This window comes from Pseudonocardia sp. DSM 110487, from assembly GCF_019468565.1.
Classification (GTDB): domain Bacteria; phylum Actinomycetota; class Actinomycetes; order Mycobacteriales; family Pseudonocardiaceae; genus Pseudonocardia.
In genome coordinates, this window is sequence record NZ_CP080521.1 from 2,992,378 (window position 1) to 3,019,089 (window position 26,712).

Annotated in this window: 27 protein-coding genes; 17 read left to right on the forward strand and 10 right to left on the reverse strand. The window is 72.4% G+C overall.

All coding sequences use genetic code 11. The annotated features are described in order from the left end of the window. Positions 1 to 7 precede the first annotated feature (7 nt). Together K1T35_RS13790 and K1T35_RS13795 are read left to right on the forward strand one after the other, a co-directional pair. Positions 8 to 832, forward strand: a complete 825-nt coding sequence (locus K1T35_RS13790) for a helix-turn-helix domain-containing protein (protein ID WP_255621869.1) — start codon at positions 8 to 10, stop codon at positions 830 to 832. Positions 833 to 924: 92 nt separating this feature from the next. Beyond that, positions 925 to 1,647, forward strand: coding sequence for an SDR family oxidoreductase (locus tag K1T35_RS13795; RefSeq protein ID WP_220260562.1), 723 nt, complete (start codon positions 925 to 927; stop codon positions 1,645 to 1,647). Positions 1,648 to 1,665: 18 nt separating this feature from the next. Here K1T35_RS13795 and K1T35_RS48810 read toward each other — a convergent pair whose 3' ends face one another. The 4 genes from K1T35_RS48810 to K1T35_RS13810 all read right to left on the reverse strand — a co-directional run bounded on the left by K1T35_RS48810 (position 1,666) and on the right by K1T35_RS13810 (position 4,690). After that, complete coding sequence (locus tag K1T35_RS48810; protein WP_255621870.1) at positions 1,666 to 1,797, reverse strand: hypothetical protein; 132 nt, start codon at positions 1,795 to 1,797, stop codon at positions 1,666 to 1,668. A gap of 570 nt (positions 1,798 to 2,367) precedes the next feature. Further along, the gene (locus K1T35_RS13800; protein WP_220260563.1) at positions 2,368 to 3,114 is read right to left on the reverse strand and encodes a helical backbone metal receptor; all 747 of its coding nucleotides are present in this window, start codon (positions 3,112 to 3,114) and stop codon (positions 2,368 to 2,370) included. Next, positions 3,111 to 3,671, reverse strand: coding sequence for a GNAT family N-acetyltransferase (locus K1T35_RS13805; RefSeq protein WP_220260564.1), 561 nt, complete (start codon positions 3,669 to 3,671; stop codon positions 3,111 to 3,113). Before K1T35_RS13805 ends, K1T35_RS13800 begins: the two co-directional genes overlap by 4 nt. A gap of 92 nt (positions 3,672 to 3,763) precedes the next feature. Then, positions 3,764 to 4,690: a LysR substrate-binding domain-containing protein gene (locus K1T35_RS13810; RefSeq protein ID WP_220260565.1), complete on the reverse strand. Its 927-nt coding sequence runs from the start codon at positions 4,688 to 4,690 to the stop codon at positions 3,764 to 3,766. A 67-nt stretch (positions 4,691 to 4,757) separates the two neighbouring features. On the opposite strand from K1T35_RS13810, the gene K1T35_RS13815 reads away from it, so the two are divergent. After that, positions 4,758 to 5,978 carry an MFS transporter gene (locus K1T35_RS13815; protein ID WP_255621871.1) on the forward strand — a complete coding sequence of 407 codons (1,221 nt, stop codon included), beginning with the start codon at positions 4,758 to 4,760 and terminating at the stop codon, positions 5,976 to 5,978. A 7-nt stretch (positions 5,979 to 5,985) separates the two neighbouring features. On the opposite strand, the gene K1T35_RS13820 is transcribed toward K1T35_RS13815, so the two are convergent. Genes K1T35_RS13820 through K1T35_RS13835 form a run of 4 tightly spaced genes read right to left on the reverse strand, consistent with a single transcriptional unit; the run spans position 5,986 to position 11,185 of the window. Then, the gene (locus tag K1T35_RS13820) at positions 5,986 to 7,278 is read right to left on the reverse strand and encodes an MFS transporter (RefSeq protein ID WP_220260566.1); all 1,293 of its coding nucleotides are present in this window, start codon (positions 7,276 to 7,278) and stop codon (positions 5,986 to 5,988) included. A 3-nt stretch (positions 7,279 to 7,281) separates the two neighbouring features. Then, positions 7,282 to 8,934, reverse strand: a complete 1,653-nt coding sequence (locus K1T35_RS13825; RefSeq protein ID WP_220260567.1) for an amidohydrolase — start codon at positions 8,932 to 8,934, stop codon at positions 7,282 to 7,284. 5 nt (positions 8,935 to 8,939) lie between these two features. Then, positions 8,940 to 10,604 (reverse strand): urease subunit alpha, encoded by a 1,665-nt coding sequence (locus K1T35_RS13830; protein WP_220260568.1) that lies wholly within the window; start codon positions 10,602 to 10,604, stop codon positions 8,940 to 8,942. Positions 10,605 to 10,609: 5 nt separating this feature from the next. Then, positions 10,610 to 11,185, reverse strand: a complete 576-nt coding sequence (locus tag K1T35_RS13835) for an urease subunit gamma (RefSeq protein WP_220260569.1) — start codon at positions 11,183 to 11,185, stop codon at positions 10,610 to 10,612. Between the two features lie 153 nt (positions 11,186 to 11,338). Here K1T35_RS13835 and K1T35_RS13840 point away from each other — a divergent pair, with 153 nt between their 5' ends. The 5 genes from K1T35_RS13840 (at position 11,339) to K1T35_RS13860 (ending at position 14,373) form a co-directional block, all read left to right on the forward strand. After that, complete coding sequence (locus K1T35_RS13840; RefSeq protein WP_220260570.1) at positions 11,339 to 12,490, forward strand: NAD(P)/FAD-dependent oxidoreductase; 1,152 nt, start codon at positions 11,339 to 11,341, stop codon at positions 12,488 to 12,490. A 62-nt stretch (positions 12,491 to 12,552) separates the two neighbouring features. Continuing rightward, positions 12,553 to 12,705 carry a hypothetical protein gene (locus tag K1T35_RS13845; protein ID WP_220260571.1) on the forward strand — a complete coding sequence of 51 codons (153 nt, stop codon included), beginning with the start codon at positions 12,553 to 12,555 and terminating at the stop codon, positions 12,703 to 12,705. A 226-nt stretch (positions 12,706 to 12,931) separates the two neighbouring features. Further along, a complete protein-coding gene (locus tag K1T35_RS13850) occupies positions 12,932 to 13,444 on the forward strand; it encodes a nitroreductase family deazaflavin-dependent oxidoreductase (protein ID WP_255621872.1) in 513 nt (170 codons plus the stop codon). After that, positions 13,441 to 13,959 carry a pyridoxamine 5'-phosphate oxidase family protein gene (locus tag K1T35_RS13855; RefSeq protein ID WP_220260572.1) on the forward strand — a complete coding sequence of 173 codons (519 nt, stop codon included), beginning with the start codon at positions 13,441 to 13,443 and terminating at the stop codon, positions 13,957 to 13,959. Before K1T35_RS13850 ends, K1T35_RS13855 begins: the two co-directional genes overlap by 4 nt. 177 nt (positions 13,960 to 14,136) lie before the next feature. Next, a complete protein-coding gene (locus K1T35_RS13860; RefSeq protein WP_220260573.1) occupies positions 14,137 to 14,373 on the forward strand; it encodes a hypothetical protein in 237 nt (78 codons plus the stop codon). On the opposite strand, the gene K1T35_RS13865 is transcribed toward K1T35_RS13860, so the two are convergent. Next, on the reverse strand, positions 14,335 to 15,417 hold the full coding sequence (locus tag K1T35_RS13865) for an AraC family transcriptional regulator (RefSeq protein WP_220260574.1): 1,083 nt from the start codon (positions 15,415 to 15,417) through the stop codon (positions 14,335 to 14,337). The genes K1T35_RS13860 and K1T35_RS13865 overlap by 39 nt on opposite strands. Before the next feature lie 375 nt (positions 15,418 to 15,792). On the opposite strand from K1T35_RS13865, the gene K1T35_RS13870 reads away from it, so the two are divergent. The 7 genes from K1T35_RS13870 to K1T35_RS13900 all read left to right on the forward strand — a co-directional run bounded on the left by K1T35_RS13870 (position 15,793) and on the right by K1T35_RS13900 (position 23,635). Continuing rightward, positions 15,793 to 18,180, forward strand: a complete 2,388-nt coding sequence (locus tag K1T35_RS13870) for a xanthine dehydrogenase family protein molybdopterin-binding subunit (protein ID WP_220260575.1) — start codon at positions 15,793 to 15,795, stop codon at positions 18,178 to 18,180. Between the two features lie 13 nt (positions 18,181 to 18,193). Continuing rightward, positions 18,194 to 18,916 (forward strand): 5-oxoprolinase subunit PxpA, encoded by a 723-nt coding sequence (gene pxpA, locus K1T35_RS13875; protein ID WP_220260576.1) that lies wholly within the window; start codon positions 18,194 to 18,196, stop codon positions 18,914 to 18,916. A 72-nt stretch (positions 18,917 to 18,988) separates the two neighbouring features. Continuing rightward, positions 18,989 to 19,237 carry an acetyl-CoA carboxylase gene (locus K1T35_RS13880; protein WP_220260577.1) on the forward strand — a complete coding sequence of 83 codons (249 nt, stop codon included), beginning with the start codon at positions 18,989 to 18,991 and terminating at the stop codon, positions 19,235 to 19,237. Then, a complete protein-coding gene (locus K1T35_RS13885; protein WP_220260578.1) occupies positions 19,234 to 20,592 on the forward strand; it encodes an acetyl-CoA carboxylase biotin carboxylase subunit in 1,359 nt (452 codons plus the stop codon). The genes K1T35_RS13880 and K1T35_RS13885 overlap by 4 nt, the downstream gene beginning before the upstream one ends. Beyond that, a complete protein-coding gene (locus K1T35_RS13890) occupies positions 20,589 to 21,482 on the forward strand; it encodes an allophanate hydrolase subunit 1 (protein ID WP_255621873.1) in 894 nt (297 codons plus the stop codon). The genes K1T35_RS13885 and K1T35_RS13890 overlap by 4 nt, the downstream gene beginning before the upstream one ends. Beyond that, complete coding sequence (locus tag K1T35_RS13895; RefSeq protein ID WP_220260579.1) at positions 21,479 to 22,447, forward strand: biotin-dependent carboxyltransferase family protein; 969 nt, start codon at positions 21,479 to 21,481, stop codon at positions 22,445 to 22,447. Before K1T35_RS13890 ends, K1T35_RS13895 begins: the two co-directional genes overlap by 4 nt. Positions 22,448 to 22,480: 33 nt before the next feature. Beyond that, entirely contained in the window at positions 22,481 to 23,635 is a 1,155-nt protein-coding gene (locus tag K1T35_RS13900) for a CdaR family transcriptional regulator (protein ID WP_220260580.1), read from the forward strand. Here K1T35_RS13900 and K1T35_RS13905 read toward each other — a convergent pair. Continuing rightward, positions 23,580 to 24,752: an MFS transporter gene (locus K1T35_RS13905; RefSeq protein WP_220260581.1), complete on the reverse strand. Its 1,173-nt coding sequence runs from the start codon at positions 24,750 to 24,752 to the stop codon at positions 23,580 to 23,582. The genes K1T35_RS13900 and K1T35_RS13905 overlap by 56 nt on opposite strands. Before the next feature lie 196 nt (positions 24,753 to 24,948). On the opposite strand from K1T35_RS13905, the gene K1T35_RS13910 reads away from it, so the two are divergent. Next, positions 24,949 to 25,383 carry a DUF5709 domain-containing protein gene (locus K1T35_RS13910; protein ID WP_220260582.1) on the forward strand — a complete coding sequence of 145 codons (435 nt, stop codon included), beginning with the start codon at positions 24,949 to 24,951 and terminating at the stop codon, positions 25,381 to 25,383. A 21-nt stretch (positions 25,384 to 25,404) separates the two neighbouring features. Then, positions 25,405 to 26,667 carry an aspartate aminotransferase family protein gene (locus tag K1T35_RS13915; protein WP_220260583.1) on the forward strand — a complete coding sequence of 421 codons (1,263 nt, stop codon included), beginning with the start codon at positions 25,405 to 25,407 and terminating at the stop codon, positions 26,665 to 26,667. Positions 26,668 to 26,712 lie beyond the last annotated feature (45 nt).

Here is a 26,712-nt window from a genome sequence, read left to right on the forward strand (position 1 = left end):
TGACACGGTGACCTGGGCGCTCGGTGAGTTCCTGCGCAGCAGACGGGACGAGGTGCGGCCGGACGAGGTCGGCCTGCCCGCTGGCCGGGCACGGCGGGTACCGGGGCTGCGGCGCGAGGAGGTCGCCCTGCTGGCCGGGGTGAGCGTCGACTACTACGTCCGGCTGGAACAGGGACGCGAACGCGGTCCGTCGGCGCAGGTGCTCGACGCACTGGCGGAGGCGCTGCGGCTCGACGACGACGCCCGCCACCACGTGTTCCGGCTGGCCGGGCTCGCGCCGCGCCCGGTGTCGGCCCGCCCCGAACACGTGTCCCCGCACCTGCTGCAGCTCATGGACGGTTGGCCCGACAACGCCGCGCTGGTGATCAGCCGCTGCTACGACGTGCTGGCCCGCAACCGGCTGGGCGCCGCGCTGTTCGACGCGTTCACCTACTCGGACAACCTGCTGCTCAACGTGTTCCGCGATCCGGCGGCGCGGGCGTTCTACGCCGACTGGCAGCACGCGGCCGTCAACACGGTGGCCGGGTTCCGCCTGTCCACCGGGCCCGCGCCGGACGACCCGCGGACCCTCGCGATCGTCGAGGAGTTGCACGCCTCCAGCCCCGAGTTCCGCCAGATCTGGGGCCGCAACCAGGCCCGCGGCAAGAGCGCCGAGGTCAAGGCGTTCGTCCACCGGGATGTCGGCCGGATCACTGTGAGCATGCAGACCTTCGACATCCGGGAGGCGCCGGGCCAGCAGCTCGTCGTCTACCACGCCGCGCCGGGGTCGGCCGATGCCCAGGCCCTTGCCCTGCTGGGCAGCATCGCCGCCACCCGCGAGTCGCTCGCCTGATCCTGGGTGTGCCGCACCCAGGAGGTGCGCGGCCTCCTCCACCGGCCCGGTCCCAGCCAGTCTGGAGACCGACCCCAGAGGAGGAGCAAGAAATGAGCAAAGTGGTTGCGGTGACCGGCGCGAGCAGCGGCATCGGGGAGGCCGCCGCGTTGCGGCTGGCCGCCGACGGACACCACGTCGTGCTCGGCGCGCGGCGCGAGGACCGGCTCACGTCGCTTGCGGAGAAGATCCGTGCCGCGGGCGGCAGTGCCGACGTGCGGCGGCTCGACGTCGCCGACCGGCACGACGTGGCGGCGTTCGTCGACGCGGCCGTGGACGCACACGGCCGGCTCGACGTCCTGGTCAACAACGCCGGCCTGATGCCGCTGTCGCGACTGGACGCGCTGCTCGTCGACGAATGGGACCGGATGATCGACGTGAACGTCCGCGGTCTCCTGCACGGCATCGTCGCCGCGCTGCCGCACTTCCAGCGTCAGCACAGCGGCCACTTCGTGACCGTCGCCTCCATCGCCGCCCACACCGTGTCGCCGACCGCCGCGGTCTATGCCGGCACCAAGCACGCCGCGTGGGCCATCACCGAGGGCCTGCGCCAGGAGGCCGACCCCAGCATCCGGGTCACCACCATCTCGCCCGGGGTGGTCGAGTCCGAGCTCGCCGGCACCATCACCGACCCCGCCGCACAGGCCCTGATGGTCGGCTACCGCGCCAACACCATCCCCGCCGCCGCGATCGCCGACGCCATCGCCTACGCGATCGCCCAACCCGCCGACGTCGACGTCAACGAGATGATCATCCGTCCGACCCGCCAACGGTGACCTCAACGCGCACGCCGGTCACCGCGGCGTGGCGAGGTAGTCGCCGTGCTCCAGGTCGTCGAGCAGCGTCGGATGGGTGGGCGACCAGCCGAGCAGTTCCTGGGTGTAGGAGCTGGAGGCGGGCGCGTCGATGCCGTAGACGGTGGCCATGAAGGGGCTTTCGAAGCCGCCGACAGCTGAGGCGGACCCTCCTAGTCCAGGTGGCTGGTGTCTTTCGGTGGTTGGCGTCCTGAGCCTGAACCGGCCTCCTGACACAGCGCCGCGCATGGTGCGGGGCCGCCCCTCACAGCTCGAGGGCGCTCAGTGTCGCTTTGCGAGCCGCTTCGCGGTCCCTTGATCCGTGAGCCTCTGCGGCCCTCGGGCATGCGTCGGGGCAGTCCGGGGCCTGCCTTTCTGGGCGCGGCGCCGCCAGGAGGTGGTCTCGCGGATCTCCCCGTGCCGTCCCGCACCCGGTTCAGTGCTGTGTGGACGCCCCTTTTCGGCCCACGCGCCCCGCCAGTGGCTCATGATCGTCGGAAGTGGTGTGGGGACGACAGATCTGTCGTCCCCACACCACTCGCCGTGATCACCGCCCTAGCGGCGTCCCGGTCACGACCGGTTCCGCCCGCTTTCGCGCCGAGGCCTTGATCATGTGCGTCGGACCGGCCTCCGGTGCGCCACCGGAGGTCCTACCGAGACCACCTCCGGAGGCCGGACCGCCACGTGAAAGACACCACCCACCTAGGGAGCCAGTGCGGCGGGGAGGGTGCGCGCTGCCTCCGTCAGGCTCGGGCCGTACCAGGTCAGGAGCCGCCCGCTGACCAGCGCCGTCGGCACCCCGGGGAACGCCTCCGGCCCGTCGTCGGCGGTGAAGAGGTACGGCTCGTCGGGCAGCACCACGAGGTCGTGGGGCGGCAGGTGCTCGGGGTGGATGCGCGGGTAGCGCTCGTCGGCGTCGGCGAGCACGTTGTCGACGCCGAGGCGGTGCAGCACCGCACCCGTGAACGTGTCGCGGCCGACGGCCATCCACGGCCTGCGCCAGATCGGCACGACCGCCTGGCGCCGCACGGCCGGCTCGGGCAGTGCCGCCCACGCGGCCTCGGCGTCGTCCAGCCATGCCGGCCGGTCGAGCCCGCACGCCGCGAGCATCCGGCTCAGTGACGCGAAGGCGCCGTCCAGGGTCCGGATGTCCGTGACCCAGACGGCGATGCCCGCGGCGCGCAGCGCGTCGAGGTCGCTCGCCCGGTTCTCCTCCTGGTTCGCGACGACCAGGTCGGGCGCGAGCGCGACGATCTTGTCGACGTCCGGGTTCTTGGTGCCGCGCACGCGCTCGACGTCGAGGCCGGGCGGGTGGGTGCACCAGTCGGTGGCGCCCACGAGCAGTCCCGGCGCGGTGACGGCCACCGCCTCGGTGAGCGACGGCACGATCGACACGACCCGTGTCACCCGCTCGGGCACGGCGACGGTCGTGCCGAGGTCGTCGATCATCGCGGGTCGCCTGCCAGCACGGACATGACCAGCTCGTCGTGCCACTGCCCGTCCCAGAGCAGGGTGTCGCGCAGGCGGCCCTCCAGCACGAAGCCGCACTTCTCGTAGACCCGCCGGGCGCGCGGGTTGAAGGCGTAGACGCCGAGGCTGAGCCGGTGCAGGCCCACTCCCAGCGCGTGGTCGACGACGAGCCGGGTGATCTCGGTGCCGTAGCCGCGGTCGGTGTAGGGGCTGCCGAGCAGGATGCGGTAGTTGGCGGAGGCGTTGTCGACGTCGAGCAGGTTGATCACGGCCTCGCCGAGGAACGCGCCGTCGGCGATGCGGACGGCGGCCCAGTCGGCCCGGTCGTGGTGGTCCTGCCGGGTGGCGAGCCACCACTTCACCTCGTCGGGGTCGACGGGCTCGTGGCTGCCGGTGAGCCGCTGCACCTCCGGGTCCCGCAGGGTCGTGAGGTAGTCCTCCTGCACGGCCTGGGTCAGCGGCTCGAGCCGGACGCGCTCGCCGGTGAGCGTCTGCTGGTCACGGAACACCTGGGCGCCGATCACAGCGTCCAGCATGCCCCAGCCGCTCAGGGCCGGGGCCGGGGCCGGGGGAGTGGCCCTCGTGGGCGAGGAGGTAGACGATCACAGTAGGCCGGAGAAACCGCTGTTCAGGGCCCCTCCGGCGGCGCGAGCAAGGTCGGGCCGGACCGGCGCAGGAAGTCCCGGAACACGCGCACGGCCGGGCCTGCCGGCCGGTCGGCAACCCAGACCAGCCCCACGGTGCGGGTGGTCCGCGGTTCGGTGACGGCCAGCTCGACCACGCCGGGCGTGACGTGCGTCGAGGGGGCGAGCAGCGCCACCCCGAGGCCGGCGCCGACGAGGCCGCGCAGCGTCTCCCCGTCCTCGCCCTCGAACGCCATCCGCGGCACGAAGCCGGCCTCCCGGCACCAGGCCTCCGTGAGGCTGCGCAGCCCGAACCCCGGCCGGTAGCCCACGAACTGGGCGCCCGCCGCGGCGGACAGCGGCAGCCCGTTGCGGTGGGCCGCGAGCGGGTGGTCGGCGGGCACGACGAGGCGCAGCTCCTGCTCGTACATCGGGGCGCTGACGAGGGCGGGGTCGGCGGGCAGCGGCGAGGTGACGCACACGTCGACCTCGCCTGCCCCGAGCCGCTGCATGATCGCGTCGTTGCCGCCCTGCGCGAGATCGAACCGCACATCCGGGTGCGTCCGGCGGAACTCACGGAGCAGCCGCGGCACCGCCTCGGCGCCGAACGTGTGCAGGAATCCGAGCGCCACGCGGCCGCGCACGGCGTCGGCGTCCGTGACGATCTCGCGGGCCGCCGCGTCGAGCTCGGCGACCGCGCGCTCGGTGTGCCGCAGCAGCGTGCGGCCCGCGCGGGTGAGCCGCATGGTGCGGCCGGTTCGGACGAACAGCGCCACGCCGAGGTCGTGTTCGAGGCGGGCGATGCCGCGGCTGAGCGTGGACTGCGGCACACCGACCGCGTCGGCGGCGCGGGTCATGTGCTCGGTGCGGGCGACGGCGGTGAACTGGCGCAGCCGGGGAGCGAGCGCGGCCAGCAGCTCTGACTCATCCACTTCTTCATCGTATGGCAAGCAAAGATGCATTGGACGCATCAAAGGCACGCTCCTACCGTGGTGAGCGATGACAACGACTGCCCCGCCACGCGCCGGCCACGAGCGCGGCACGCCCACCTACCGGCGGCTCGGCGCCGCGATGTGGTGCGCGGGGCTGGCAACGTTCGTGCTGGTCTACTGCGTGCAGGCGCTCCTGCCGACCCTCGCGGCCGAGTTCGCGGTGTCCTCGTCGGCGGCGAGCCTCGCGCTGTCGGCGACCACCGGGACGCTCGCGCTCGCGATCGTCCCGCTATCCGCGGTGGCCGAGTCGTGGGGCCGCACGCGCGTGATGACGGCCGCCCTCGCCGCGTCCGCGGTGCTGGGGGTGCTCGCCCCGCTCGCGCCCACCTTCGGCGCGCTCGTCACGGTCCGGGCGCTGCAGGGCGTCGCGCTGGCCGCCCTGCCGGCACTGGCAATGGCACACGTGACGCGCGAGGTGGCCCCGCGCTGGCTCGGCGGCGCCGTCGGGCTGCTCATCGCGGGCAACACGATCGGCGGCCTGTCCGGGCGCCTCGTGGCGGGCGCCGTCGCCGACGTGGCGGGCTGGCGGGTGGCATTGGCCGTCATCGGCGGGCTGTCGCTGCTGTGCACGGTGGCGTTCCGGCTGCTGCTGCCGCCCGCACTCGCCCCGGCCCCGGCGCGCGTGCGGCTGCGCGAGTTGGGCGGCCCGCTCCGCGCGCAGCTGGCCGACCCCGGCCTGCGGTGCCTCTTCGGCATCGCGTTCCTGCTCATGGGCGCGTTCGTGACGGTCTACAACTACCTGGGCTTCCGGCTGCTCGCGCCGCCGTTCACTCTGCCGGCCGCGCTGCTGGGGCTGGTCTTCCTCGGCTACCTCGCCGGCACGTGGGCGTCTACGGGGGCAGGGCGCCTCGGTGACCGGTGGGGCAGGCGCCGCGTGCTCTGGGCCGCGGTGCTCGTGGCGGTGGCAGGGGCATGGGCGACGCTGCCCGACTCGCTGCCCGTGGTGCTGGCCGGGCTAATCGTCGTGACGGTCGGATTCTTCGCCGCCCACTCGGTGGCGAGTAGCTGGGTGGGCAGGCGCGCGTCGATGCTGCCCGCGGGCTCCCCTGCCGTCGCGTCCTCGCTCTACCTCTTCGCCTACTACCTGGGCAGCAGCGTCGGCGGCGCGCTCGGCGGCATCGCATACGACCTCGGCGGTTGGCCGGCCGTGGTGGCGTACGTGACGGCGCTGTTCGCGGGGGCACTCGGCCTCGCGCTCACCCTCCGCCGCGTCACCGCCCTAACGTGACACAGCCCTAACGTGACACCACCTCGTCGTGCGCGAGCGCGATCCGCGGGGCAAGGGCGCCGGAGGCGGCCGTGATCAGGGCGATGACCACCAGCAGGAGCGCGGCCGACCAGGACTGCCCGTCGCTGACCGTGAGCAACGCGGTGGCGAGCAGCGGGACGAACCCGCTCACGATGCCCGCGACGTTGGCCGAGAGCGCCACGCCGCTGTAGCGCAGGCGCGCCGGGAAGAGGTCGGTGAGCAGCGCCCCGGACACCGCGTACGGGATCGAGAGGCACGCGACGGCGAGCGTCACGCCGATGATCACGAGCGCCGGGTTCGTGGTGTCGATCATCCAGAACGTCGGGAACGCGACCAGCGCCGAGACCACCCCGCCGATCAGCGTGATGTGCCCGGGCCCGAAGCGCTCCGCCATCCGCCCGCCGACGACGAGCACGACGATCTCGACGGCGGCCGCGACGAGCGTGGCGGTGAGCAGGAGCGACCGGGGCATGCCGAGGTTGGCCGTGCCATAGCTGATCACGAAGGTGGTGATGAGGTAGAAGCCGCCGATACCGAGGAACGCGGACCCGGCGCCCACCAGGAGCTGGGGGAGGGCGTGGCGGAACACCTGGGTGACGGGGGAGCTGGCGAGCTCGTCCTCCTTCAGCAGCTGCTCGAAGAGCGGCGACTCCTCGACCCTGCGCCGGATCCACAGCGCGATGTAGAGCAGCGGGAACGCGGCGAGGAACGGCAGCCGCCAGCCCCACGCGTCGAAGCTCTCCGGCGGCAGCAGCGAGACCAGCAGGAACGCGCCCGAGGACAGCAGCGTGCCGATCGGGGAGCCGATCTGCGGCATGGCGGCGTAGCGGCCGCGGTGCTCCTTCGGGGCGTGCTCGACGGCGAGGGTCACCGCGCCGCCCCACTCCCCGCCGACCGCGACGCCCTGCAGCAGCCGCAGCAGCGTGAGCAGCACCGGAGCGGCGACGCCTATCGAGAAGTAGGTGGGCAGGAGCCCGATCGCACCGGTGACGAACCCGATCAGGGCGACCGTGATGATCAGGCACTTGCGGCGCCCGATGCGGTCCCCGAGGTGGCCGAACACCGCCGCGCCGAGCGGGCGCGCGAGGAAGCCGACCGCGAACGACGCGAAGGCGCCCGCGGTGGCCACGACGACGTCGTCGCTCGCGAAGTAGAGCCGGTTGAAGACGAGCGACGCCGCTGTGCCGAAGAGGAAGAAGTCGTACCACTCCAGCGCAGTGCCGACGAACGCGCCGAACGCGACCTTGCGCGCCTCGGCTTCGGTGACGGTGACCGCCATGTGTCATCCCTCCTGGTCCAGGGCCAGCTTCTCGGCGCCTGTTTCTTCGGCGCCGTGGGTGCAGCGCCCTCCGACGAACGTGGCGACGACGCCGACCTCGCCGATCCGGTCCGTTTCGACGGCCGTGACGTCGTCGGTGAGCAGCACGAAGTCGGCGAGCTTGCCGGGCGTGAGGCTGCCGCGATCCCGCTCCTCGCCCGCGATCCACGCGGCGTCGAGGGTGTAGGCGCGCAGGGCGGTGGCGGCGTCGACGCGCTCGTCGGGGCCGATCACGGCCCCGTTCGACGTCCGTCGCTGCACCATCGACTGCATGCCCAGCAGCGGCGCACCGGCCGCGACCGGCCGGTCGGAGCTGCCCGGCACCCGCAGCCCCGCGCGCAGGAAGCTCGCGTGGCGGTACAGCCCGGCGGCCCGGTCCGGCCCGACGGCGGCGGCCATCGTGTCGCCGATCTCGTACAGGAACCGGACCTGCGGCACCGGCGTGACGCCCAGCTCCGCCATGCGCGCGATCTGCTCGGGTGCGGTGACGGCGGCGTGCTCGATGCGTGGCCGGGCGTCGGGGCGCAGGTATGTGCGCTGCATCTCGGCGAACGCGTCGAGGGCGAGGTCGATCGCGCGGTCGCCGATGGCGTGCGCCGCGATCCGCCAGCCTGCGGCGTGCGCGCCGAGGATGCGGGAGCGCAGCAGGTCCGGGTCGTCCTGGAAGTAGCCGTGCGAGTGGCGGTCGCAGAAATCCTCGTGCATGGCGGCGGTGCGGGCGACGAGCGAGCCGTCGGTGAAGATCTTCATCGGCCCGATGCGCAGCCGGTCGTCGCCGAAGCCGGTGCGGATGCCCAGATCCAGGCCGATGCCGTCCGGATCGCTCGCGTGACCCGCCACCGGGTGAAGGGCGTCGGCCACCGGCATGAGCTGCACCCGCACGGTGAGCGTGCCCGCCTCGCGGGCCTGGTGGTAGGCGGCGAGCTCGCGCGGGGAGCGCCCGACCCAGCCGCCGCCGATGCCGCACTCGGTGACGTGGGTGAGCCCCTCGGCCGCGTACACCGCGGCCGCCTTGCCGATCGCACGGGCGAGATCGTCGGTGGCGTACGGGACCAGCAGCGCGCTCGCCAGGTTCTGCGCCTGCTCCTCGAGGGTGCCCGTGGGACCGTCGTCATCACGCACGACGACCCCGCCCTCGGGGACGACGGCCGTTCCGTCGAGCACGCCGATACGGGCGAGCACCGGACTGTTCACCGTCGTCACATGGCCGGAGCGGTGCTTGAGCACGACCGGTCGCCCGCCCGCGGCCCGGTCCAGCTCGCGGCGGTGCGGGTGCCCACCGATCGCTGTGTCGTCGTAGCCGGCGCCGATGACGAACGCGTCGGGAGCGAGCGCCGCGGCGCGCTCCGCGACCCGGTCGTAGAGCGTGGCGAGGTCGGTCAGGCCGGAGAGGTCGACCTCGTCGAGCGACGACCCGAACCACGCCATGTGGTTGTGCGCGTCGCCGAACCCTGGCACGAGCGCGGCGCCCTGCGCGTCGATCTCGACCCTGCCCCGCAACCCGTCGGCATCGAGGGCGAGCACCCGGCCGTGGTGCACGGCGAGCGTGTGCGCGCGGGGCACCGCGTCGTCGACCGTGACGATCACGGCGTTGCGAACGACCAGATCGACGTCCATACCCCTCATCCCAGGTGGTGCAGCCGCGTGAGCGGCAGCGTCGCGGACCGGTGCAGCGGGATCTCCCGGCCGTCGACGCGCACCGGGATCGGCTCGGGCGCCACCTCGACGTCCGGGGTGGCGGTGTTGTGCAGCATGTCGGCGCAGGTGAGACCGCGGCTGTCGGCGATGGGGGAGTACGTGCGCCCCGCCGGTAGCGCGGCAGGATCGGCCTGCCCGGACACGAACACGTGCGCCAGCCGGGCCGGTGCGCCGCCGTGCCCGCCGTAGAAGGCGCGCATCCGCCGCGGCTGCGTGAGCCGGGTGGAGCCGGAGCCGGACCCGGCCGCGCCCCACGCCACGAACCCGGACTTGATCACGAGCTCGGGCTGGGCGCCGAACCACGCCGGGTTCCACAGCGCGATGTCGGCGAGCCTGCCCGGCTGCAGCGAGCCCACGTGCGCCGCGATCCCGTGTGCGACGGCGGCGTTGTGGGTGAGCTTGGCCAGGTAGCGCAGCACGCGCACGTTGTTCGCGACCTCCGGGCCGGTCTCGCCGGCGAGCGCGGCCTGCACGGACGCGAGCTGCCAGGTGCGTCGCGCGGTCTCGGCGATGCGGCCCATGCCGAGCGCGTCGGAGTTGACGATGCTGATCGCGCCCTGGTCGTGCAGCCAGTTCTCGGCCGAGATCGCGTGCTCCCGGATGCGGCTGGCGGCGATCGCGGCGTCGCTCGGGACGTGGGCGTGGCCGCGGTGCACGGTGAGCGTCATCGGGCCCAGCTCGGCCACGGTGGACGGGGTGAGCGGGAGCGTCGGGGTCGTCGAGCTGGTGAGCACGTTGGGCCGGGACACGATCGACAGCAGGTCGGGGTGCCCGCCGCCGCCCTCCACGTGATAGGCGTGTACGGTGCGGCCGCCGACGGCGTCGAGGGTGTCGGCGAGGTAGCCGGACTCGTTGAGCGTGTCGGTGTGCAGGGCGACCGGCAGGTCGGCGGACTCGGCCACGCCGAGGCAGGTGTCGATCACGTCCGGGGTGGCGCCCCAGTCCTCGTGCACCTTGAACCCGGCGCAGCCGGAGAGGACCGCCTCTTCGAGGAGCCCTGCCGACGTGGACGACCCGCGGGCCAGGAACGCGGCGTTGACCGGCACGTCCGCCCAGCCGGCGATGAGGGAGTGCAGGTTGTGGCGGGGGTTGGCGCCGACGTCCCACACGCCGCCGATGCCCATCCCGACGATCGTGGTCACGCCGGCGGAGAGCGCGGCAGCGGCGAGGTCGGCGTTGGACAGGTGGACGTGCGAGTCGACGATGCCCGGCGTCGCGAGCAGGCCCTCCCCGGTGATCATCGCGGTGTGCGCGTCGACGTCGAGGGTCACGCCGTCCAGGACGTCCGGGTTGCCGGCGCGTCCGACGCCGACGACGCGGCCGTCCTTGATCCCGATGTTGGTCTTGCGGATGCCGAGCACCGGGTCGAGCAGCACGACGCCGAGCACGATCATGTCCAGCGCGGAGGAGCGGTCGGCCGAGCTCGAGACGAGTGCGCCGTGGCGGGCGGTCTTCCCGCACCCGCCGAGCAGTTCCTCGCCGGCCTCGGTGTCGTCGGCCTCGACCTCGACCCAGAGCTCGGTGTCGGCGAGGCGGATTCGGTCTCCCGTGGTGGGCCCGTAGCGGCGGGCGTATTCGGCGCGGTCCATCGCGGTCACGCCGTGCCCCCGATCCGGACGACGGCGACCTCGCGCTCCGCCCCGGCGTCCACCCGCACCGCGGTGCCCGCCGGGACGTCGAGCCGGTAGCGGCCTTCTGGCCCGTGGATGTGGAGCGCCGGGTTCAGCTGATCGAGGGGTACGTGCGAGGAGACCCAGATCGGCAGGTGGCCGGTGTTGCGCAGCACCGCCGTGGCCCGCTCGCGGCCGGGCGCCAGCTCGACGTCGCCTGCCGCGGCGCGCACCGCGCCGGGACCGTCGGTGGGCGGCGGCCCGAACGGGGCGTCCACGTGCACCAGCACCGAGCCGTGCGGGAACAGCGCCTCGACCTGCAGCGCGGGCACCGCGGCCGGGACGCCGTCGACGAGCTGCCCTGGCTCGATCAGCTCGCGGGCGCGGGCGACGACCTCCTCGTGCGACAGGCCGTCCCACGCGAGCTCGCAGATCTCGTCGCACACGAGCGCCACGGCCTCGGGCGCCCCGAGGAGGGCGCCGCGAGCGAGGCGGCGACGGGCCAGGTCGGCACCCGCGGCCAGCAGCAGTCGCTCGTGTTCGCGGGGCGTCAGGTGCATCGGCCCTCCGAGGTCGGCGTTCCGCACAGCATGGTGGCCACTCCTCGCCCAAGAAAGCCGGATGGCCCACGAGATCTGCCTCCCGAACTGTGCATATGCACAACCTTGATGTACGAGTGACTCAATCAAACAGTTGGATGATAGGCTGCGGGCATGACTCGCATCCTGATCAGCGGTGGTGGCATCGGCGGCTTGGCGCTCGCGCAGGCGCTGCGCCGTACGAGCCTGGACGTGGCGGTGTACGAGCGGGATCCCTCGCCGGAGCTGCGCAACCAGGGCTACCGCATCCACATCGACCGCGACGGCAACGCCGCGCTGGCGGCGTGCCTGCCGCAGGAGGTCCTCGACCTGGCGCGGCGCACCAGTGGCGTCAACGGCGACCTCGTGGCCGGCTACACGCACCAGCTGGAGCAGCTGATGGCGCAGGTCTTCACCCCGACCGACGACGAGCTCACCTGCGTGGACCGGTACACGTTCCGGCAGGGTCTGCTGACCGGCATGGCCGACATCGTCCACTTCGGACAGACCGTGGCCTGCTACGAGGTGCTGGCGTCCGGGCGGGTGCGCGTGGACTTCGCCGAGGGCGGCAGCGACGAGGGCGACCTGCTGGTCGGCGCCGACGGCGTCGGGTCGGCGGTGCGGCGGCAGCTGCTCCCGCACGCCACCGTGCGCGATATCGGCGTCCGCTGCCTGTACGGCCGGATGCCACTCACGGGGGCCACCGACCCGCTGGTGCCCGCGGACTTCGACCGCGGGTTCTCCTGGGTGGCCGACCGCACCGGGTACGGCGCGGGGTTCGCGCCGGTCCGGTTCCGCACGCCGCCCGGGAACGGCGCGTCCGACTACCTCATGACGACCCTCACCGCCACGCCCGAACGTCTCGGAGTGTCGGACGAGAAGCTCTTCCGGATGGCGCCGGAGGAGCTCTGGAGGCTCACCATCGACGCGACGGCGGCCTGGCACGCGGACGTCCGCGAGCTCTTCGCGCACGCCGACGCGAGTACGTTCTTCCCGATCACGATCCGGGCAGGCGAGCGCGTCGAGGCGTGGGAGCCCGGCCCGGTCACGCTGCTCGGCGACGCGATCCACACCATGCCGCCGACCGGCGGGGTGGGCGCGAACACCGCGCTGCGCGACGCGCAGACGCTCGCCGGTGAGCTGACCCGCGGCTCGTCGCTCGTCGACGCGGTCGCGGCGTACGAGCGGGTCATGCTCCCGCGCGGGTTCGAGGTCGTCGACAGCTCGCTGCGGATGGCCGGTCAGCTGTTCGGGACACCCAGCGTCAGTACGGGCGGAAGCCGGTGATCAGCCAGCCGCGCCCGCCGTAGGCGGGCGGGCATCAGGGGTCAGGCGGCCGCCCGGCTCGGGTGAACGGCACCGACCACGGCAGCCACGACGAGCAGAACAGCGCGATCGCCGCCTACGTGCGCTGGCGCAACGCCCGCGCCCGCCCCAAGTCCAACTTCGCGGTCGGCTCACCAATCCGGATCTGGACCAGCTACCCGGTCAAAGCTGCGTGACAAGCCATCAGTGACACCTGCGGTCCCCTTCCTGGCGCCCGCAGTCCTCCTGTGCGCCCGCCGTCGTCCGTAACGTTCCAGCACGATCACGCAGACGATCATCGGTGAGGAGGGAGCAGGCCATGCATGCCCGTACGCGGCAGAGCCACCTGACTTGCCTGGACGAGGTCTTCCTCGCCCTCACCGACCGCCCGGCGACCGCCGAGGTGCACGAAGAGGCGGCAGCATGAGCAGTGCCGCCGAGACCTCCCACACCGACGACCTCGCGCCCACCACGCCGTTCCGCAGAAACGAACACAGTGAGGCCATGAACATCACCGACAGCCCTGACCGGTCCGTCGCCGAACACGTCCGCCGCTACCTCGCGACGGACGGCCGGGACGGCTACCTCGAAGGCGGCACCACCAACCTGATACTCACCACGACGGGAAGAAAGACCGGCAAGCTCCGCCGCACGGGACTGTTCTTCGGGTCGGACGGCGACCGCTACGTGCTCGTGGCCAGCGGCTCGGCGTTCGGTCACCCCGAGCTACCCAATTGGTATTACAACCTCGTCGCCAATCCCGAAGCGGAGGTGCAGATCCGCGCAGACCGCTTCCGCATCCGAGCCCGTACGGCAAGCGGGGCCGAACGGGTACGGCTGTGGGACCTGATGACGGCGCAGGCGCCCGTCTACCACCGCTACGCCCGGATGGCCGAGCAGGAGATTCCCGTCGTCGTGCTGGAGAAAGTGTCATGACCGAGTTCAGCGAGATCAGGGAGGCATTCGACGCCTACGTCGGCGACATCGTGTACGCCACCATGACCACAGTGGACGCGAAGGGACGACCACGGGCCAGGGTGCTGATCCCGGTGTGGGAGGTGCTGGACGGGCTGCCACTCGGCTGGCTGGCCACCTACCGGACCCCGGTGAAGGCGGCCCATCTGGCGGGCAACCCGCACACGACGTTCTCCTACTGGTCGCCGCGCCAGAACGCGGTGAGCATCGACACCGTCGCGGAATGGGTCGAGGACCTCGACGTCAAAGCCCGGGTATGGGACCTCTACCGCACAGGCAGCCCACCCGGCGCGGGCTACAATCTGGGAAAGTTCTGGAAGAGCCCCGCGGACCCCGAACTGCACGTTCTCCGCCTGGAGCCCTGGCGAATTCAGGTGATCCGCGGCAGCGACATCAACAGCCGAATCTGGCGCAGCCCCGCGGGTTGGGCTGCTCGGCGCTTCGGCGCGGAGGCGGGGGAGAGCACTAATCGATAGCCTCGCCCGGTGGCTTACGTCCGGAAGGTGAAGACGGCTTCCGGTGCGACGGCGGTGTGGTAGTGACCGGCTCGGCCAGCGAGGTCCTCTGGCACGTCTTGGCTCGATGCCTACCGCCGGCTCGGAGTCGATGCCGTCGCCGACGAAGCCTTCCGGGCGTTGGTGCTGGCAAGGATCGTGGAGCCGACCTCGAAGCTGGCCGCGGTCGGAGTGCTCACCGAGGTCGGGTCCCGGCGCCGCACCGCTACACCGTCACTGCAGGACGCCACCGGGGCCTCGATCAAGAAGCTCGTCCGGCCGCTTCGGACCGTCCACATCGACGTCGGCGGGCGCCCGATCACCGCCGCCCCGCAGATCATCGGCGACGCCCGCGCCCTATTCGACCGGCTCCTCGCCATCACCGCGCCGGGGTGAACCTGTGCAACTCGGGTCAGAACGGACGGCCGCCGGGCCATGGCCGTACCAGCGGTGAACGGCGCGGCGTAGCGCGCGAGGGTCGGAGTAACCCACTCGTGCGGCGATCGTTTCCACGCTCAACGAGCTCGCCCGCAACATCTGATCCGCTCGCTGCTGTCGGAACCCGTCCACTTCCTCGCGCCAGCCCGTGCCCTCCTGGCGCAGGCGGCGCTGGAGCGTCCGCGGGCTCATGGCCAGCCGGTGCGCGACCTGGCTCAGCTCAGGAGGGCCGGCGGCGAACGCGCTCTCGAGCACGGCGTGGAACCGATCCAGCCAGCCCAGCACCCGCCGGGCGGTGGCGACCGTGCGCTGAGCATGGCTGCTCAGAATCCCCGCGAGTACCGGGTCGGCTCGCGGGAGCTGCGCCTCGGCATCGGCTGCCGAGAAGGTGATCGACGGACGGTCGGAGTCGAAGTCGATGCGGCGGGTGCCGTACAGATCGATCAGCCGTCGATGCCGGGCCGGGGCACGGTGCGGCAACTGCACGCTCACGGGTGTCAGCGGGCGCCCCGCACCCCAGGCGGCTGCCGTGAGCAGCATGGACGGCACGAACTCGGCGATCAGGGGGTAGGAGACGTCGTCCCGGTACGGTCCGTCCCAGCCGAACGTCACGCCTTCGTCATCGCGGACGACGGTGACCTTGTCGATGGGGTCGGCGATAGCGTCGAAATGACGAGCGCTGGCGCGCAGCGCGTCGCCGAGTGTGTCGGCGGTGGCGAACAGGTAGTCCCACACGCCCAAACTGCCTGGCCGCCACAGCTCCATCGCCCGCCCGCTCCCGCCCGCATCCCGCAGAGGCACGGACACCAGGTCCCAGGCCCGCAAAATGGCGGCGGTGGGGATCCGGACCGAGTTCCAGTCCTGGAGTGTGAGGCCGGGAACACGTGCGATCGCCGACCGATCCAGACCGGCGGTGACACCCGCTTCGAGCAGCAGCCGTGTCAGATGCGGCGAGACGGTGTGCCTCGCCGACGGCGTCGGTGCGCCAGCATCGCTGGTCACGACCCGCTTGGAGGGGTGAGTTGTGCGGTCGAGTTCACGCCCTCCTCCCTCCCATCAGAAGAGTCTGCACGATAGAACCTCTCATCCGTCGGCCCTATGGACATCGTCGACGAGACGTGTTCGAGGACCACCAGCCGGTACTCACGAGCCTGGGGAACGCGGTGCACCTCGGCGCGGACCCGGGATTGGCGTCGCTCTACGACGCCGCGCTGTTCGGCGTCGCGTGGGGGGCTCTCGACTACTACCACCGCCTAGCTTGCTGGGGAGCGCCAACGGGTGGTCGGCGGCGGCCGGGTGAATCGGGCGATCACCCCTTCCCGCGGAACGTGACCCAGAACACTCTGGGAGCTTCCGTCGAGCGAGGAGGCGCGCCAGATGACCCAGACCGCCGAGACCCCGAGCTTCGTCGGGCAGAGCGTGCCCCGCCGCGAGGACGCCGCGCTGATCACCGGCCGGGCCACGTGGACCGATGACATCGCTCCGGCGGGCACGCTCCACATGGCGGTCGTCCGCAGCCCGCTCGCGCACGCCCGGGTCCGCGGTGTCGACACGGCCGCCGCCCGTGCGTTGCCCGGCGTGGTGGCCGTCCTCACCGGCGAGGACCTCGCGGGCGAGTTCGCGATCGGGCTGCCCTGCGGGTGGCCGGTCACGGAGGACATCAAGATCCCGGAGCACCCGCCGCTGGCGCGGGGCGAGGTCAACCACGTCGGCGACGGGGTGGCCGTCGTGCTGGCGACGAACCCGCACACCGCGCAGGAGGCGCTCGGCCTGGTCGAGGTCGACTACGAGGAGCTCCCCGCGGTCGTCGACATCGAAGCCGCCCTCGAACCGGGCGCCCCGCTCGTGCACGAGGATCTGGGCACCAACCACTGCTACACGTGGCCGCTCGCCGTCGGCGACGTCGACGAGGCGTTCGCGCAGGCCGACGTCGTCGTCGAGGGCCGGTACCTGCAGCAGCGGGTGCTGCCCTCCGCGATGGAGCCCCGCGCGGTCGTGGTCGTCCCGGAGCCGGTGGGCGGCGCGTTCACCGTCTACACCTCCACCCAGGTGCCGCACTTCGTGCGCGACCTGCTCGCCCTGATCTGCGGCGTGTCCGACAGCAAGATCCGCGTCGTCGCCCCGGACGTCGGCGGCGGGTTCGGCTCCAAGCTCAACATCTACGCCGAGGAGGCCCTCGCGTTCGCGCTGGCGCGTCGCATGGGCAAGCCGGTGAAGTGGACCGAGACGCGGTCGGAGAACCACATCGCGACGACCCACGGACGGGGCCAGGTCCAGAAGATCGCGGTCGCGGCCACCCGCGAGGGCAAGATCCTCGGGATGCGGGTGCGGCTGCTCGCCGACATGGGCGCCTACCTGCAGCTGCTCACACCCGGCATCGCGGTGTTCGGCGCGTTCACCTACTGCGGCCTCTACGACTTCGGCGCCTACTCCTTCGAGTGCAAGGGCGTGTTCACCAACCTCACCCCCACCGACGCCTACCGCGGCGCCGGTCGCTCCGAGGCGGCGTACGCGCACGAGCGGATCATGGACGACCTGGCGCGCGAGCTGGGGCTGGACCCGGCGGAGGTTCGGCTGCGCAACCTCATCCCCCCGTTCTCCGAGCCGCGCACCGCGCCGTCCGGCGTCATGTACGACTCCGGCGACTACGAGGCCACGATGCGCCGGGCGATGCAGCTGGTCGACTACGAGTGGCTGCGCGCCGAGCAGCGCGAGCGCCGCGACTCGGGCGACACCGTGCAACTCGGCATCGGCATCGGGAACTTCACCGAGAGCGGCGGGCTCTCGCCGTCCAAGGTCGCGGCCGGGGTGCGGCTGCAGAGCGGTGGCTGGGAGGCCGCGACCGTGCGCATGACGGTCGGCGGCAAGGTCGAGGTCGTCACCGGCACCTCGCCGCACGGTCAGGGCCACGAGACGGTGTGGGCGCAGATCGCCGCCGACGCGCTCGGCGTGCATCCCGACGACGTCGAGGTGCTGCACGGCGACACCGCGATCGCCCCGTTCGGCCGCGACACGTACGGCTCGCGCAGCCTGCCCGTCGGCGGGGTCGCGGTCCACGTGGCGGCGGGGAAGGTCGCCGCGAAGGCCCGCGCGATCGCCGCGCACCTGCTCGAAGCGGCCGAGGACGATCTCGAGTTCACCGGTGGCCGGTTCTCGGTGGCCGGGACGTCCGGGCCGGGGATCACGATCCAGGAGGTCGCGCTCGCCGCGTCCCTTGCCAACAACCTGCCCGAAGGGATGGAGCCGAACCTCACCGCCGACCACCACTTCGACCCGCCCAACTTCACGTGGCCATTCGGCACGCACATCTGCGCGGCCGAGGTCGACACGCACACTGGGCGCGTCGAGATCCGCCGCTACGTGGCCGTTGACGACTGCGGCCCGATCGTCAACCCCGCGATCGTCGAGGGCCAGCTGCACGGCGGCATCGCCCAAGGCGTGGCGCAGGCGCTCTACGAGGAGGCCCTCTACGACGCGGCGGGCAACCCGAAGACCGCCACGCTCGCCGAGTACCACGTCCCGACCGCGATGGACCTGCCGAGCTTCACCCTCGACCAGACGGTCACCCCGTCGCCGACCAACCCGATGGGGGTGAAGGGGATCGGCGAGTCCGGGGCGATCGGTTCGTCACCCGCTGTGGTGAACGCCGTGATCGACGCCGTCGCCCACCTCGGGGTCACGCACCTCGACATGCCGATCACTCCCGAGAAGGTCTGGCGGGCCGTCAGCGGGGCGGGTCACACTGCCAGGGCGCGCCAACAATGACGGGAGTCCGACAATGGTGGCGATCAACTGCGACATGGGTGAGGCCTTCAGCATCTACCGCTGCGGCGACGACGAGGGCCTGATGCCGTGGATCACGCTCGCGAACGTGGCCTGCGGGTTCCACGCCTCCGACCCCAAGGTGATGCGGCGCACGGTGGCACTCGCGAAGGAACACGGTGTGCGCGTGGGTGCGCACCCGTCGCTTCCCGACCGCGAGGGCTTCGGCCGCCGCGAGATGAAGATGGAACGCGACGAGCTGACCGCGGCCGTGATCTACCAGGTCGGCGCGCTGGCCGGCTTCCTGCGCGAGCAGGGGATGGAGCTCAACCACATCAAGCCGCACGGCTCGCTGTACGGGATGGCGGCCCGCGACGAGCAGGTGGCCGAGGCCGTGGCCGACGCGGCGGCGGTGTTCGGCGTGCCGCTGATGGGCATGTCGGGCACCGTGCACGAGCGCGTCTGGGGGTCGAGCCCCGGCGGGTTCATCTCCGAGTACTACGCCGACCTCGACTACCGCCCCGACGGCTCGCTGATCATCACCCGCGAGCACGCCGCGTTCGACCCCGCCTCGTCGGCGCGGAAGGCGCTGCGCGCCGTCACCGACGGGGTCGCCACGGCCGTCGACGGTACCGAGATCCCGGTGCGCGCCGACTGCGTCTGCGTCCACTCCGACACCCCCAACGCCGTCGACCTCGCGAAAGCCGTTCACGAGGCGTTGCGTCCCCACCTGTCCTGATCCCCGACGGGGTCGTGAGTGGCAACGCGCGCTCCAGCACGCATAACCACTCACGACCCGAGAGGAGCCCACGTGAGCCGCCGCCATGAGGTCGTCTCGCCCATACCCGGCGTCTTCTACCGGAGGCCCGACCCCGACAGCGACCCGTTCGCAATCGAGGGCCAGGTCATCGGGGCCGACGACACCGTCTGTCTGGTCGAGGTCATGAAGTCCTTCCACCAGGTCCCGGCAGGCGCGGCGGGCACGCTCGTGCAGTTCCTCGTGGAGAACGAGGACGTCGTCGATGCGGGCCAGCCGGTCGCGGTGATCGAGGCAGGGTGAAACGGCTCCTCGTCGCCAACCGCGGGGAGATCGCGGTGCGGATCATCCGTGCCGCGCGGGACCTCGGGATATCCACGGTGGCGGTGCACAGCACCGCGGACGCCGAGGCCCGGCACGTCCGGCTGGCCGACACGGCCGTGGAGATCGGGCCGCCGCAGGCGGGCAAGAGCTATCTCGTGATCGACGCGATCCTCGACGCCGCGCGTTCGGCGGGCGCCGACGCCGTGCACCCCGGGTACGGGTTCTTGTCCGAGCGGGCCGGGTTCGCCGCGGCCGTCGCCGACGCCGGGCTCGCCTTCGTCGGCCCGGACGCCGCGGTGATCGATCAGATGGGCGACAAGGTCCGCGCGCGGCAGGTGGCCATGGCCGCGGGCGTGCCGACGGTGCCGGGCACACGTGGCGGCGTCGAGAACGTCGAGGCGGCCGTCGCGGCAGCCGTTGAGATCGGCTACCCGATCATGCTGAAGGCCGCCGCGGGCGGGGGCGGGCGTGGCATCCGGGTCGTCGAGGACGAGGCCGGGCTGCGCACCGCGTTCCCGGCCGCGTCCCGGGAGGCGGCGAGCGCGTTCGGGGACGGGCGGATGTACCTCGAGCGCTTCGTGCGCCGGGCCCGGCACGTCGAGGTGCAGGTGCTCGGCGACGGGAGCGACGCCGTGCACCTGTTCGAGCGGGAGTGCTCGCTGCAGCGGCGGCGGCAGAAGGTGGTGGAGGAGGCACTCGCCCCGGGCATCGACGCCGCGGTGCGCGACGCGATGACGGCCGCGGCCGCTCGGCTGGCCCGCGAGGTCGGCTACCGCAGCGCGGGCACGGTCGAGTTCCTGGTGGACGACCAGACGCACGAGTTCTTCTTCATCGAGATGAACACCCGCATCCAGGTGGAGCACCCGACCACCGAGCTCGTCACCGGGATTGACCTTGTCGCCGAGCAGCTGCGGATCGCGGCGGGCGAGCGGCTGCGTCACGCGCAGGACGGCATCGCAGCCCGCGGCTGGGCGATCGAGTTCCGGGTGAATGCGGAGGATCCGGCGCGGGGCTTCCTGCCCTCGCCGGGGAAGGTCGGGCGGGTGGAGCTGCCTGCCGGGCCGTGGGTCCGGGTCGACACCTGGCTGGAGCCCGACGTCACCGTACCGCCGTTCTACGACTCGCTGCTCGCGAAGGTCGTGGTGTGGGGCGAGGACCGGGAGTCGGCAATCCGTCGCTCCCGCCGCGCGCTCGCCGAGTTCGCCGTCGAGGGCGTCCCGACGACGGCCGGGCTGCACACCGAGATCCTCGACCAGGACTGGTTCGCGGCGGGGGAGTTCCACACCGGGACGCTGGAGCAGTGGTTGTCCGACCGCGAGGAGGCAACGCCATGACCGTCATGAGCGAGGTGACGCCGGCCCGGTACAGCTGGGGCGGCGACGAGTTCATCTTCGTCGAGCTGGCCGAGGAGATGAGTCTGCAGGCCAACTTCCGGGCGATGGCCATCACCAAGAAGCTCTCCGACGCGCGGCCGGACGGGGTGCTGGAAATCTGCCCGGCGAACGCGTCCTACCAGGTGCGGTTCGACCCGGACGTGTTGGAGCCGGCCGAGCTGCTCGCGCTGCTGCAGGATCTGGAGCAGCAGGTTGGCGACGCGCACGAGCTCGCGCTGCCCACCCGGGTGCTGGAGATCCCGGTGCTCTACCGCGATCCGTGGACCACCGAGACCCTCATGCGGTTCCGCGACCGCCACCAGGACCCGAACGCCACCGACATCGAGTACGCGGCGCGGATCAACGGCTACGCATCCGTGGACGACTTCATCGGCGCGCACTCCGGCTCACCGTGGTTCACCTCGATGGTCGGGTTCGTGGCGGGGCTGCCGTTCCTGTTCCAGATGGTGCCGCGGGAGCGGCAGATCATCGTGCCGAAGTACCTGCGGCCGCGTACCGACACCCCGAAGCAGACGGTCGGCTACGGCGGCTGCTTCGCCTGCATCTACTCCGTCCGCGGCGCGGGCGGCTACCAGATGCTCGGCATCACGCCCGCCCCGATCTACGACCCGACGCAGACCCTGCCGGACTTCACCGAGTTCATGGTGCTGTTCCGCCCGGCCGACATCGTGAAGTTCGCGCCGATCGATCGCGAGCGCTATGACGAGCTCCTCGCGGAGGTCGAGGCCGGGAGGTTCCACGTCAAGGCGCGACCCGTCGAGTTCCACCTGCAGTCGTTCCTCGACGACCCCGACGGCTACAACGCCCGTCTTCTGGAGGTGCTGAAGTGATCGAGGTCGTCAAGCCGGGGCTCTCCACCACCGTGCAGGACGGCGGCCGCACCGGCTACTACCACCTGGGCATCCCGCCGTCGGGCGCGCTCGACCAGTACTCGCTGCGCGCCGCGAACCTGCTCGTCGGCAACCCGGCGGGCGCCGCGGCGCTCGAGGCGGTCTACATGGGACCGGAGCTGGCGTTCACGGCCGACGCCGTCGTCGCGGTCGCGGGCGCGAGCATGGTGCCGAAGGTGAACGGCGAGGAGCGTCCGCAGTGGGAGTCGTTCGCCGTGTCCGCGGGGGACGTGCTCGGGTTCGCCTACCTCACCGCGGGGGCCAGGGCGTACATCGCGGTGTCCGGCGGGATCGACGTCCCGGAGGTGCTCGGGAGCCGCTCGACGTACGCCCTCGGCGCCCTCGGCGGCTACTTCGGTCGGCCCCTCGCGGCGGGGGACCGGCTGCCGGTCGGCTCCGCCCCGGGTGCGGTGCCCGGCCGCAGCGTGCCGGCCGACCTGCGGCCGAACCTGGCCAAGGACGTCGAGGTGCGGGTCGTCATGGGGCTCTACGACCACCGTCTCAGCGAGGCGGGTCGCGCGGCCTTTCTCGACACCACGTGGGACCTCACGCCGGTCGCCGACCGCATCGGGTTCCGTTACGCGGGCCCGGAGCTGGAGACGGTGCCGCGCGAGCCCCCGTTCGGCGCCGGGCAGGACCCGTCGAACATCGTGGACGCGCCGTACCCGATCGGCTCGATCCAGGTGCCGGGCAGCGTCGAGCCGATCATCCTGCACCGCGACGCCGTCTCCGGAGGCGGCTACATGATGATCGCGACGGTGCTGTCGGGCGACCTCGACGTCGTCGCCCAGTCGGCGCCGAAGACCCGCACGCGGTTCGTCGAGGTGGACCTGGACGGCGCGCTCGCCGCCCGCTCCGACTACCGCAAGCGCACCCGCCGGCTCGCGGAGGCGCTCGGGGGCTGAACCTCGCGGTGGTCCCCCCTTTAACGTGTGCGGATGCAACAGCCGTTGGACGGCACGGGGGCCGCGCGGTGGGCCGCGCTCGTCGGGCGGCTCCGCGCGGACGCCGACGCGCTCGTCACCGAGTTCGTCGATCGGGTGCGCGCGATCGGCCCGTACGGGCGCGGCGTCGTGCCGGCGGAGGTCCTCGAAGCCGACGCCGACCGCACCTTCGACTACCTGCTGCGCCGGGTGGCCCGGCAGCCCGTCCCGGAGCGGTTGCTCGACATCGGCCCGTCCATCGGCCGGGACAGGGCGCGCCGAGGGGTTCCGCTGAACGACCTGCTCACGGCCGTGCGGCTGGACTTCCGGGTGCTCTGGGCCGGTCTGGTCGAGCGCGCCGAGCCTGCCGACGAGCCGCTGCTGGTCACCCACGTCGAGGACGTATGGGCCGCGGTCGAGGACTACACCACCCAGATCCAGGTGAGCTACCAGGCCGAGGCGGCGCTGCTCGCCCGCGAGCGGCAGGGCGAGCGCACGATGCTCGTCGCCTCCCTGCTCTCTGGCCATGACCCCGACCCCGACGAGGTGGAGCGGCTGGCCGTCGCGCTCGACGTGGACGTCGACGCCGACCTGCTCGTCGCGGCGTCGGCCGCCGCGGCGGGGCCTGCCCTGCGGAGGGCGGCCGACCGGCTCGGTGCCGACGGGCGGATGGTCCACGTGCAGTCCACAGGCCGGCACGTCGTGCTGATCGCACGCTGGGAGGGCGGGACCGGTGCCCCGGTGCGGGCCGTGCTCGCCGGAGCGCCCTGCGGGGTCGGCCCGCTGGCGCACGGCCTGGCCAACGTGCCGCGCAGCGCGCGGATCGCGGGCGAGATCGTCGACGTGTCGCCCGGCGCGGACGGCCCGCGCGAGCTAGCCGACGCCTGGCTGCCACTCGCCGCCGCGCGCATGGCCGACACGGCCGCCGAGCTCGTGGGCGCCGAGCTCGGCGGCCTCGCCGACGTGCCTCCGAGGGAACGGGACCGGCTGCTCGCGGCCGTGCGGGCCTACACCGCCACCGGCTCGGTGGCGCAGGTCGCGGCCAGGCTGTACTGCCACCGCAACACCGTGCGGGGTCGCCTGCACCGGTTCGCCGAGCTCACCGGGCGCGACGTCACGGTCCCGACCGACGCGGCCGTGGTGCTCCTCGCCCTGCAGTGTGCGGAGTGACACGTCCGGCCAGGAGGGCGAGCAGCAGGGCCGCGACCGCGACCGACCCGAGCGCGATGCGCAGCCCGACGAGACCGCTGAGCGCGCCGATCAGCGCAGGCGCGGCAATTGATCCGCCCGGCATCTGTGCGATTTCCACGACCGAGACGCCCTCGCTGGCCGTCAGCTTCTGCTGGTTGCCGGCGAACGTGTAGACGAGCGGGTTGACGCACGCCGTGCCGATGCTGAGGAGCGCGAACCCGATGATCGCCGCAAGTGGGCTCGTGATTGTGAGACATACGCCGAGTCCGATAGCGGCGAGCAGCGTGGAGGCCCGGAAAAGGCGTATCGCACCGAATCGGTGCGTCGCGCGGTCGACGAGCAGCAGTGCCGCGATTCCGGCCGCGGTGGCGGCGGTGTAGGCGACTCCTCCGAGGATCGGGCCGCCGCGCAGGGTGTCGGCGACGTAGATCGAACTCCAGAGGATGGTCGCCTCCGTGATGTACGCCGACAGGAACGCCATGGCGGCGACGGGGAGGATCTGCCGGTCGAACCTCCTCCACGGACGGGTCGGCGGGGCCGGTGGATCATCGGGCAACCGTCGTGCGACCGTGATCAGCGCCAGTGCGAGGAGACCGCTGGTGACGGACAGTTGGCCCACCGGGTGGACGCCGAGCGCCGCGGACCCGGCGCCGGCCGCCCCACCGGCCAGCACTCCCGTGCCGAAGCACATGTCGAAGCCGCCCATGATCGGCCGGCCGCACCGGCGCTGGGCCTCCAGCGCCATCGCGCCCATGGGGACGGCCATGACGTAGGCGGCGAAGGCCCATGTCGTGAGCCCGAGCACCACACCGGTGAGGCTGGTCGACGCGGCGGTGAGCGGTGCCGAGAGCAACACGACCGCGGCTGCGGATGGCGCGAGCACCGTGCCCCGGACCCGCCCGACGAGAAGAGCGATCACGCAGATTCCCATCGCGTTTCCCGCCGCCGGAACCGAGTTCGCGAGACCCCATTGCTCGTCGTCCGCTCCTATCTGCCGGCGCATTTCCGGTACGCGCGCCGCCCACCCTCCGATGGGCGCGCTCATGCTGAGGTAGAGCACGCCGACGGCAAGTCGGGAGCGCCGGATTTCGGGCACGACGAAATCGCCTCTCGAGAGGGAGTCTCTCATTCGGAATCGGTTGCACATGACGCTACGAGTGGGGCCGCGGCCCGTCAAGGAAAGCCGTTCCAGGCCGTGAACTGCCCGTGGCAGCGAGCGCCTCTGGCACGTCGCCGACCTGTCTGGGCTACTCGGTCTCCCCTGAGCGCGCCGGGCGTGCCAGGCTGGCGCCATGGACCCCGAGAACCGCTCGGACGAGGACGATTCCGGACTCCTCGAACCGGAGGACAGCCTGGACGACCGCGGCGTGGGCGACGTGCTCGACGAGGGCTACTCGCCGCCCGAGAAGCCGTGGGCGAGCACCGGCTGGGGCACCACCGCCCGCGAAGAGGCGGGTGACGAACCCCTCGACGCGCGGCTCGCCCGCGAGCTCCCCGACGGCGACGCGTGGCTGGGCGACGGGCTCGGCGACGCGTCCGACACCGACGGAGAGCTGCTCGACGACGAGGTCGGCGACATCCGCGCCGGCCGGCTCGTCGCGGCGGGTGGCGCGTTCGACGACGACGAGGAGCTGTACGCGCTCGACGCCGGCATCGACGGGGGTGCGGCGTCGGCTGAGGAGGCCGCGGTGCACGTGGTCTCGGAGGAGCGCAGGCTGAACGACTGATCACCGCGTACCGTCACCGGCATGAGTGACGTGGAGGCCACCGACACCGCTTTCTGGCATCCGTTCGCGGCGATGGGCGCCGTGCGCAGTTCCGAGCTCGTGATCACGCGGGGCGAGGACGTCTGGCTCTGGGACGAGGCCGGGCGCCGCTACCTCGACGCGACCGCGAGCCTCTGGTGCGTGAACGTCGGCCACGGGCGGGCCGAGATCGCCGAGGCCGTCGCGGCGCAGATGCGCGAGCTGGCCACGTACCACACGTTCACCGACTTCGCGAACCGTCCCGCGCTGGAGCTCACCCGCAGGCTCGCCGGGCTCGCCCCGGTGCCCGGGGCGAAGATCTTCCTGGTCAACGGTGGCGGCGAGGCGATCGACACCGCCGCCAAGATCGCCCGCGAGTACCACGTGCGCACCGGGCAGCCCGAGCGCACGGTGCTGATCAGCCGCCGGCACGCCTACCACGGAACGCACGGCTTCGGCACCGCGCTCGCCGGGATCCCGGCCAACCGGCTGGCCGCCCCGTTCGTGCCCGACGTCGTGCAGGTCGAGTGGGACGACCCGGAGGCGCTCGAGGCGGAGATCGAGCGGATCGGCCCGCAGCGGGTGGCCGCGTTCTTCGTCGAGCCGGTGATCGGCGCGGGCGGCGTGTACCCGCCGCCGCCCGGCTACATAGAGCGCGTGCGCGAGATCTGCACGCGGCACGGGGTCCTGCTCGTCATCGACAGCGTGATCTGCGGATTCGGCAGGCTCGGCGACTGGTTCGGCGTCGACCGGTTCGGGATCGTGCCGGACCTCATCACCTTCGCCAAGGGCGTCACCAGCGGATATGTGCAGCTGGGCGGGGTCGTTGCGCACGAGCGGGTGGCCGAGCCGTTCTTCGCGGACGGGGCGGCCCCGTTCCGGCACGGCGCCACCTACTCCGGCCACCCGACGGCATGCGCCGCCGCGCTGGCGAACCTCGACGTGATGGAGAACGAGGGCCTGCTCAAGCGGGCCGACGGGCTGGAGCTGCCGCTGCACGAGGCGGTGCAGTCGCTCGCCGACCACCCACTCGTCGCCGAGGCCCGTGGCGGCACCGGCGTGCTCGCCGCGGTCCAGCTCGACCCGGAGCGACTCGCCGCCAACCCGGGGTTGCCGGCGGTCGTGGCCGCCGGCGCGCGCAAGCGCGGAGTGCTCGTGCGCCCGATGGTCTCGGCGGTTGCCGTGTCGCCGCCGCTCACGTTCACCGAGGAGCACATCGACCTGCTGACCGACGCGCTCAGGGGCGGCCTGGACGACGCGGGCTGACCGGCCCCGCGCGGCCACTCGGCACGGGCCGGCCGGCTGTGATCG

Coding starts and splice junctions, on each gene's coding strand:
- K1T35_RS13915 (WP_220260583.1), top strand. CDS start 25,405: ATGAGTGACGTGGAGGCCACCGACACCGCTTTCTGGCATCCGTTCGCG.
- K1T35_RS13910 (WP_220260582.1), top strand. CDS start 24,949: ATGGACCCCGAGAACCGCTCGGACGAGGACGATTCCGGACTCCTCGAA.
- K1T35_RS13800 (WP_220260563.1), bottom strand. CDS start 3,114: ATGATCGACGACCTCGGCACGACCGTCGCCGTGCCCGAGCGGGTGACA.
- K1T35_RS13870 (WP_220260575.1), top strand. CDS start 15,793: ATGACCCAGACCGCCGAGACCCCGAGCTTCGTCGGGCAGAGCGTGCCC.
- K1T35_RS13840 (WP_220260570.1), top strand. CDS start 11,339: ATGACTCGCATCCTGATCAGCGGTGGTGGCATCGGCGGCTTGGCGCTC.
- K1T35_RS13795 (WP_220260562.1), top strand. CDS start 925: ATGAGCAAAGTGGTTGCGGTGACCGGCGCGAGCAGCGGCATCGGGGAG.
- K1T35_RS13805 (WP_220260564.1), bottom strand. CDS start 3,671: ATGCTGGACGCTGTGATCGGCGCCCAGGTGTTCCGTGACCAGCAGACG.
- K1T35_RS48810 (WP_255621870.1), bottom strand. CDS start 1,797: ATGGCCACCGTCTACGGCATCGACGCGCCCGCCTCCAGCTCCTACACC.
- pxpA (WP_220260576.1), top strand. CDS start 18,194: ATGGTGGCGATCAACTGCGACATGGGTGAGGCCTTCAGCATCTACCGC.
- K1T35_RS13855 (WP_220260572.1), top strand. CDS start 13,441: ATGACCGAGTTCAGCGAGATCAGGGAGGCATTCGACGCCTACGTCGGC.
- K1T35_RS13850 (WP_255621872.1), top strand. CDS start 12,932: ATGAGCAGTGCCGCCGAGACCTCCCACACCGACGACCTCGCGCCCACC.
- K1T35_RS13825 (WP_220260567.1), bottom strand. CDS start 8,934: ATGGACGTCGATCTGGTCGTTCGCAACGCCGTGATCGTCACGGTCGAC.
- K1T35_RS13815 (WP_255621871.1), top strand. CDS start 4,758: ATGACAACGACTGCCCCGCCACGCGCCGGCCACGAGCGCGGCACGCCC.
- K1T35_RS13900 (WP_220260580.1), top strand. CDS start 22,481: ATGCAACAGCCGTTGGACGGCACGGGGGCCGCGCGGTGGGCCGCGCTC.
- K1T35_RS13890 (WP_255621873.1), top strand. CDS start 20,589: ATGACCGTCATGAGCGAGGTGACGCCGGCCCGGTACAGCTGGGGCGGC.
- K1T35_RS13820 (WP_220260566.1), bottom strand. CDS start 7,278: ATGGCGGTCACCGTCACCGAAGCCGAGGCGCGCAAGGTCGCGTTCGGC.
- K1T35_RS13830 (WP_220260568.1), bottom strand. CDS start 10,604: ATGGACCGCGCCGAATACGCCCGCCGCTACGGGCCCACCACGGGAGAC.
- K1T35_RS13835 (WP_220260569.1), bottom strand. CDS start 11,185: ATGCACCTGACGCCCCGCGAACACGAGCGACTGCTGCTGGCCGCGGGT.